Genomic DNA, 6,066 nt, shown 5'->3' on the forward strand with positions numbered 1-6,066 from the left:
TGAAACAACTTCGGCAGGATATGCTTATGGGTTCCGAATCGCCGCCGCGGCGAAGCGAGTTCCTGCTTGATAGCCTGTTTATGAACAGCCGGCCCTTCTCAATGGAGCGGCCGTTGGTAGAAGAAAACCCCTTTCCCGACAGGAGGGGGTTTACTGAATGTTTACGTTGCGCCGGGGTTGGGAGCCTACTTGATGGTGATCGTGTCATCGACATGCAGGATACCGGCAGTGATGACCCGGGCGAAGATCCCCTCCCGGGGCATGATGCAATCCCCGGCCCGGGCATGGATCGCGCATTTGGAGTGACATTTTTTGCCGATCTGGGTGATCTCCAGTTCCACTTTTCCGGAGATGAGCCGGGTTCCCACGGGCAGGGCCGGCAGGTCCAGGCCGGCGGTGGTGATGTTTTCGGCAAAGGCCCCGGGCCCGAGGGCAAACCCCTTGGCATTCATCCGGTCAATGCTTTCCCGGGCAAGCAGGCTCACCTGGCGATGCCAGTTGCCGGCATGGGCGTCGCCCTCCATGCCGTGGTCCGGGCGCAACACGGCCATTGCCACCGGTTCTTTTTCCGTGCCCTTGTTTTTGCTGATGTTCAGCGAGATTATTTGTGCCATTTATTACGTTTCTACCGGTTTTTGTCCAGATTGTTTAACATTGCTGGTTATTCCTTGAGCAGGGCGGTGCTCAGATAACGTTCGCCGGTGTCCGGCAGGATGACCACGATCTGTTTGCCCTGGTTTTCCGGCCGGCCGGCCAGTTCCAGGGCGGCCCAGACCGCCGCGCCGGAGGAGATGCCGCAGAGAATCCCCTCCATCTCGGCAAGGTCCCGGGCTGTCTGAAATGCCTGGTCATTGGTCACCGGAATGATTTCATCGATGATCTTGGTGTTCAACACGGCGGGGATAAATCCGGCCCCGATTCCCTGGATCTTGTGCGGTCCCGGCGCGCCGCCGGCAAGCACCGGCGAATCCGCCGGTTCCACCGCCACTGCCTTGAACGTTGGCTTCCTCTCCTTGAGTACCTCGGTCACCCCGGTGATGGTGCCGCCGGTTCCCACCCCGGCGACAAAGATGTCCACCGCGCCGCCGGTGTCGGCCCAGACCTCCTCGGCCGTGGTCTGCCGGTGGATCTCCGGGTTGGCCGGGTTGGCGAACTGGTTGGGCATAAAGGAGTTGGGGTTATGGGCCATGATCTCCTCGGCCCTGGCAATGGCCCCTTTCATTCCCTCGCTGCCCGGGGTGAGTACCAGTTCGGCGCCCAGGTGCCTGAGCAGCTTGCGCCGTTCCAGGCTCATGGTTTCCGGCATGGTAAGAATCAGCCGGTAGCGCCTGGCCGCGCAGACAAAGGCCAGGGCAATGCCGGTGTTGCCGCTGGTCGGCTCGATGATCGTGGTTTTGCTGTTGATCTGCCCCCTGGTTTCCGCCTCCCTGATCATCGCGTTGCCGATCCGGTCCTTGACGCTGCCCAGGGGATTGCGTGACTCCAGTTTTGCCAGGATCGTGGCACCGCGTTTTCTGGCGATCCGGTTGAGCCGGAGCAGAGGGGTTTTACCGATGATCCGGGTGATATCCGATCCGATCGCACTCATTTTCTCTCTCTCCCTGCCTTGCCATTGCCCGAGTAGATCAGTTCGGGCCGTTTCAGCAATACCTTGGTGTCCGGAGGAACACTTTCAGTGATCCAGATATTGCCGCCAATTACCGACCGGGCGCCGATGACCGTCTCTCCGCCCAGGATTGTGGTGTTGGCATAGATGATTACGTCGTCTTCAATGGTGGGGTGCCGCCTGGTGTTCCGATAACGGTCGCCGGCATCCCGGGGCAGGGATAAGGCGCCCAGGGTGACCCCCTGATAGAGCCGGACCCGGTTGCCGATCTCAGTGGTTTCTCCCACCACCACCCCGGTGCCGTGGTCAGTAAAAAAACTCTCGCCAATGGTGGCGCCGGGATGGATGTCGATCCCGGTAAGGCTGTGGGCATGTTCGGTCATGATCCTGGGAATAACCGGCACCTTGAGTTTGTGCAGTTCATGGGCCGCCCGGAAGACGGTGATCGCCAGCAGACCGGGATAGCTGAAGATTACCTCGTCGTAGCCCTTGGCCGCCGGATCGCCGATCAGGGCGGCATCAATATCCTTGATCAACACCGCCTGGATCGCGGGCATGGTCCGGATGAAGTTGAGCGCCAACTCATGGCCCCGCTCGTTGCAGTGGGAGCAGGGCTGGTTGAAACGGAAACAGTCGTGCTGGATCGCCAGGTTGATCTGTTCGGAAAGATGTTCGAACAGGGCCGTGACTTCCTGGCCGATCAGGTATTCGAGGTTGGTCGGGTTGATGATCGCGCCACTGAAGTAGCCGGGAAACAGGATCCGCCTGATTTGATCGATTATCTTGACCACGGCCTGGTGGGAGGGGTTGGGCACAGAGCCGCTGCTGGCAAAGCAGTCGTTTTTTGTCCAGGCCCGGGCCAGTTCCTTGACCACCGGCGGGATATGTTTGTAGCTGTGGACGATGGTGCCGACTTCGCTCAGGCATTCCTTGGGTTCAAAGGGGGATTTGCTCATGGTCCTTTTCCTTGTCCGAGGAGAAAAATACCGTAGGTGGCGCGGAGATTGGGGAGACGATGGATGATGTTGCCCCGGTCCTCGTGGTGATGGGTGTTGATCGCCACTTCCTTGAAAATGGTACAGCCGATCTCGCTGGCGAATTTCTTGAAATCCTTGATGGTCAGCACCCGGATATTGGGGGTGTCGTACCAGTTGTACGGCAGTTCCTTGCTCTTGGGCGTATAGCCGGAGGTCAGGAGCTGGAGCCGGATCTGGTAGTGGCCGAAGTTCGGAAAGCTGACAATTATCCGGCGGCCGATTCGCAGCAACTCGACCAGCAATTGGTCCGGGGTGTAGACCTGCTGCAGGGTCTGGCTGAGAATCACATAGTCAAAGCTGTTGTCCCTGAAGTCCTGGACCTCCTCGTTGATGTCGCCCTGCAGCACCGACAGGCCCCGGGCAATGCATTGGCTCACCCCGGCCTCGCTCCGTTCAATGCCGATCCCGGTCACCTGTTTGTTTTTCCGGAGATAATCCAGAAGGTCGCCCTCACCGCAGCCGAGATCAAGAACCCGGGCGCCGGGGGTGATCCAGGAGGCGATTATCTGGAGATCAAACCGCACGGCTTTCCTCCTCGGCCTCGCCGGCAACCTGACCGATAAAGCCGCTGATAAGTGAACTGAGCCGCGGGTTGGGCAGGAGAAAGGCGTCGTGCCCCCAGTCGGCCTCGATTTCGCAGAAGCTCACGTCCAGGTTGTTTTTTTTCATCGCCTTGACCATTTTTTTGGACTGGTAGGTGGGGTAGAGCCAGTCCGAGGTGAACGACACCACCAGGAACTTGGCCCTGGCCCTGGCAAAGGCCTCGGTCACCGACTGGGTACCGTTGCGCAGCCCCAGATCGAAATAGTCGGCCGCCTTGGTGATGTAGAGGAACGAATTGGCATCAAACCGTTCCACGAATTTATTCCCCTGATAGCGCAGATAACCCTCGACCTGGAAATCCACATCAAAATTAAAGGAGAAATCGTTTTTGTCCTGAAGCCGGCGGCCGAATTTTACCCGCATCGCCTCGTCGGAGAGATAGGTGATATGACCGATCATCCGCGCCACCGCCAGGCCGAGGTTCGGCTTTTCCCGGTCATAGTACTGACCGTTGTTCCAGTTGGGGTCGGCCATGATCGATTGACGGGCCACCTCGTTAAAGGCGATGGCCAGGGCCGAGTGGCGGGTGGTGGTGGCCAGGGGGATGGCGGAACGCACCATCTTGGGATAGCGGACCGCCCATTCCAGCACCTGCATTCCGCCGATGGAGCCGCCGATCACCGACAGTAACCGGTTGATACCGAGGTGATCGAGCAGGGCCTTCTGGGCTCGGACCATGTCGCCGATGGTGACCACCGGGAAATCAAGGCCGTAGGGACGGCCGGTTTCGGGATTGATGGAGGACGGTCCGGTGGAGCCCATGCAACTGCCGAGAATGTTGGAACAGATGATGAAATATCTGTCCGTATCAATGGCCTTGCCCGGTCCGACCATGATGTCCCACCAGCCCGGCTTGGGGTCCTCCTTGCCGTAGTAGCCGGCAACGTGGGAATCGCCTGACAGGGCGTGGAGGATGAGAATGGCGTTGCTCCCCGCATGGTTCAGGGAGCCCATGGTCTCATAGGCAATGGTTACCGGGCCAAGGCTGGAACCGCCCTCAAGCACCATTGCCTGTGGCGGATCGGCAAAGTGGAAGAATTTTTTCTCAACCAGCCCCACCGAGACCCCGGTGTCCTCATGGGTCGCATACTCGCTCATGGCTATAGCTTGCCCAGGGCCTGATCCAGGTCGGCGCAGATATCCTCGACCGCCTCGATTCCCACCGACAGCCTGACCAGGTCGGCAGTGATGGAGAGGCGTTGCCGGGTCGGTTCGTCAAAGGAGAGATACTGGGACGAATAGGGGTGCAGCACCAGGGTCTTGCAGTCGCCGAGGTTGGCCAGGTGGTAGATCATCTGCAGCTTATTGATAAAACTGAAACAACTCTCCTGGTCCTTGAGACCGAAAGCGAGTACCCCGCCAAAACCGCGGTTGTTGAACTGGGTGGCGCCGATGTCATGAAAAGGGCTGTCAACCAGGCCGGGATAATTGACCCAGGCCACCTCGGGCCGGTCCTTGAGATAGGCGGCCACCTGTTGGGCATTGGCCAGGTGACGTTCCATCCTCAGGGCCAGGGTGTCCAGGCCGATCATGGTCAGATAGGAGTGGAGCGGCGCCTGGGTGGTGCCGAAGTTGATGTGATGTTCGCGCCAGACCTTGTCCAGGTAGGCCAGGTCCCCCTTGCGGTCGATAAAGGGTTGAAGGTCCGGGAACCGGTCATTGTTCCAGGAAAAGGCGCCGCCGTCAATGACGATCCCGCCGGTGGCATCGCCATGGCCGCTTAGATATTTGGTGGTCGAATGGAACACCACGTCAGCGCCCAGTTCCAGGGGCCGGCAGAGATAGGGGGTGGCCAGGGTGTTGTCCACCAGAAGCGGTAACCCGTGGTCATGGGCGATCGCCGCGGCCCGGGTCAGGTCCGGGACATCCATTTTCGGATTGCCGATGGTTTCGAGATAAACGAACCGGGTCTTGTCGTTGATCGCCCCTTCCAGGGCCGCCATGTCGCTGGACTCCACCAGCCGGGCGGTGATCCCGTATTTTTTAAAGATATTGGCGAACAGGACATAGGTGGACATGAACAGCGAGTTACCGGTAACAAACTCGTCCCCGGCCCGGAGCAGGGCCAGGCAGCCGTTGGTAATGGCCGCCATTCCCGAGGACATGGCCACTGCGGCGCGGCCACCTTCCAGGGCGGTGATTTTTTCCTCCAGCACCCGGTTGGTCGGGTTGGTGAGCCGCATGTAGATATGATCGCTGTTCTTGCCGGCAAAGGCCTGGCTCAAGTTTTCCGCGGTGGGGTGGACATGGGAAGCGGTCTGGAAAATCGGCGGCAGGGTGGCGCCCTGCCAGGCTTCCGGAGACTGACCGCTGTGGATGACTCGGCTGTTGAAGTGGAGGCTGTTCTCCTGGGTCATGGTGAAACTCCTGATAAAGGTTGCTGCTCTGTCCGGCGGTAATTGTTGCCGCAACCGGGAAAAACAGGCGGCGGGCGACAATGGTTGTTTTGTCGTTGAAAAGGGGCTAAGGATCCGGCTCCCGCGGGTAGCCGGTCAGGGGACTCGGAAGGTATCAAATTTGTCGGTCTCGCAACAACCCGCGAGACGTAAACATTCAGTAAACCCCTCCTGTCGGGAAAGGGGTCTTCTTCTACCAACGGCCGCTCCATTGAGAAGGGCCGGCTATTCATAAACAGGCTATCAAGCAGGAACTCGCTTCGCCGCGGCGGCGATTCGGAAGCCATAAGCATATCCTGCCGAAGTTGTTTCAAATTCCGCTTTTGCCGTCACGGCTGCGGCTCAGGGTCCGCTACACCGTTCGCTATAAGAAAACCCCTTTCCCGATCCAACCTCAAACGTACGGGGTTTACCGAAACCTTAC

Annotated in this window: 7 protein-coding genes; all 7 read right to left on the reverse strand. The window is 59.2% G+C overall.

From position 1 onward, the window contains the following. Positions 1-185 precede the first annotated feature (185 nt). The 7 genes from L3J03_11980 to L3J03_12010 are packed head-to-tail and all read right to left on the reverse strand — an operon-like array spanning position 186 to position 5,929. Positions 186-614: an MOSC domain-containing protein gene (locus L3J03_11980; GenBank protein MCF6291699.1), complete on the reverse strand. Its 429-nt coding sequence runs from the start codon at positions 612-614 to the stop codon at positions 186-188. A 47-nt stretch (positions 615-661) separates the two neighbouring features. Beyond that, entirely contained in the window at positions 662-1,588 is a 927-nt protein-coding gene (gene cysK / locus L3J03_11985; protein MCF6291700.1) for a cysteine synthase A, read from the reverse strand. Next, positions 1,585-2,562: a serine acetyltransferase gene (locus L3J03_11990; protein ID MCF6291701.1), complete on the reverse strand. Its 978-nt coding sequence runs from the start codon at positions 2,560-2,562 to the stop codon at positions 1,585-1,587. Before L3J03_11990 ends, cysK begins: the two co-directional genes overlap by 4 nt. Continuing rightward, complete coding sequence (gene metW, locus L3J03_11995; GenBank protein MCF6291702.1) at positions 2,559-3,167, reverse strand: methionine biosynthesis protein MetW; 609 nt, start codon at positions 3,165-3,167, stop codon at positions 2,559-2,561. The genes L3J03_11990 and metW overlap by 4 nt, the downstream gene beginning before the upstream one ends. Next, entirely contained in the window at positions 3,157-4,344 is a 1,188-nt protein-coding gene (locus tag L3J03_12000) for a homoserine O-acetyltransferase (GenBank protein MCF6291703.1), read from the reverse strand. The genes metW and L3J03_12000 overlap by 11 nt, the downstream gene beginning before the upstream one ends. A 2-nt stretch (positions 4,345-4,346) precedes the next feature. Further along, complete coding sequence (locus tag L3J03_12005) at positions 4,347-5,603, reverse strand: PLP-dependent transferase (GenBank protein MCF6291704.1); 1,257 nt, start codon at positions 5,601-5,603, stop codon at positions 4,347-4,349. After that, positions 5,600-5,929, reverse strand: a complete 330-nt coding sequence (locus tag L3J03_12010; protein ID MCF6291705.1) for a hypothetical protein — start codon at positions 5,927-5,929, stop codon at positions 5,600-5,602. Before L3J03_12010 ends, L3J03_12005 begins: the two co-directional genes overlap by 4 nt. Between the last annotated feature and the right edge of the window lie 137 nt (positions 5,930-6,066).

It is taken from the genome of Desulfobacterales bacterium (genome assembly GCA_021647905.1).
GTDB lineage: Bacteria > Desulfobacterota > Desulfobulbia > Desulfobulbales > BM004 > JAKITW01.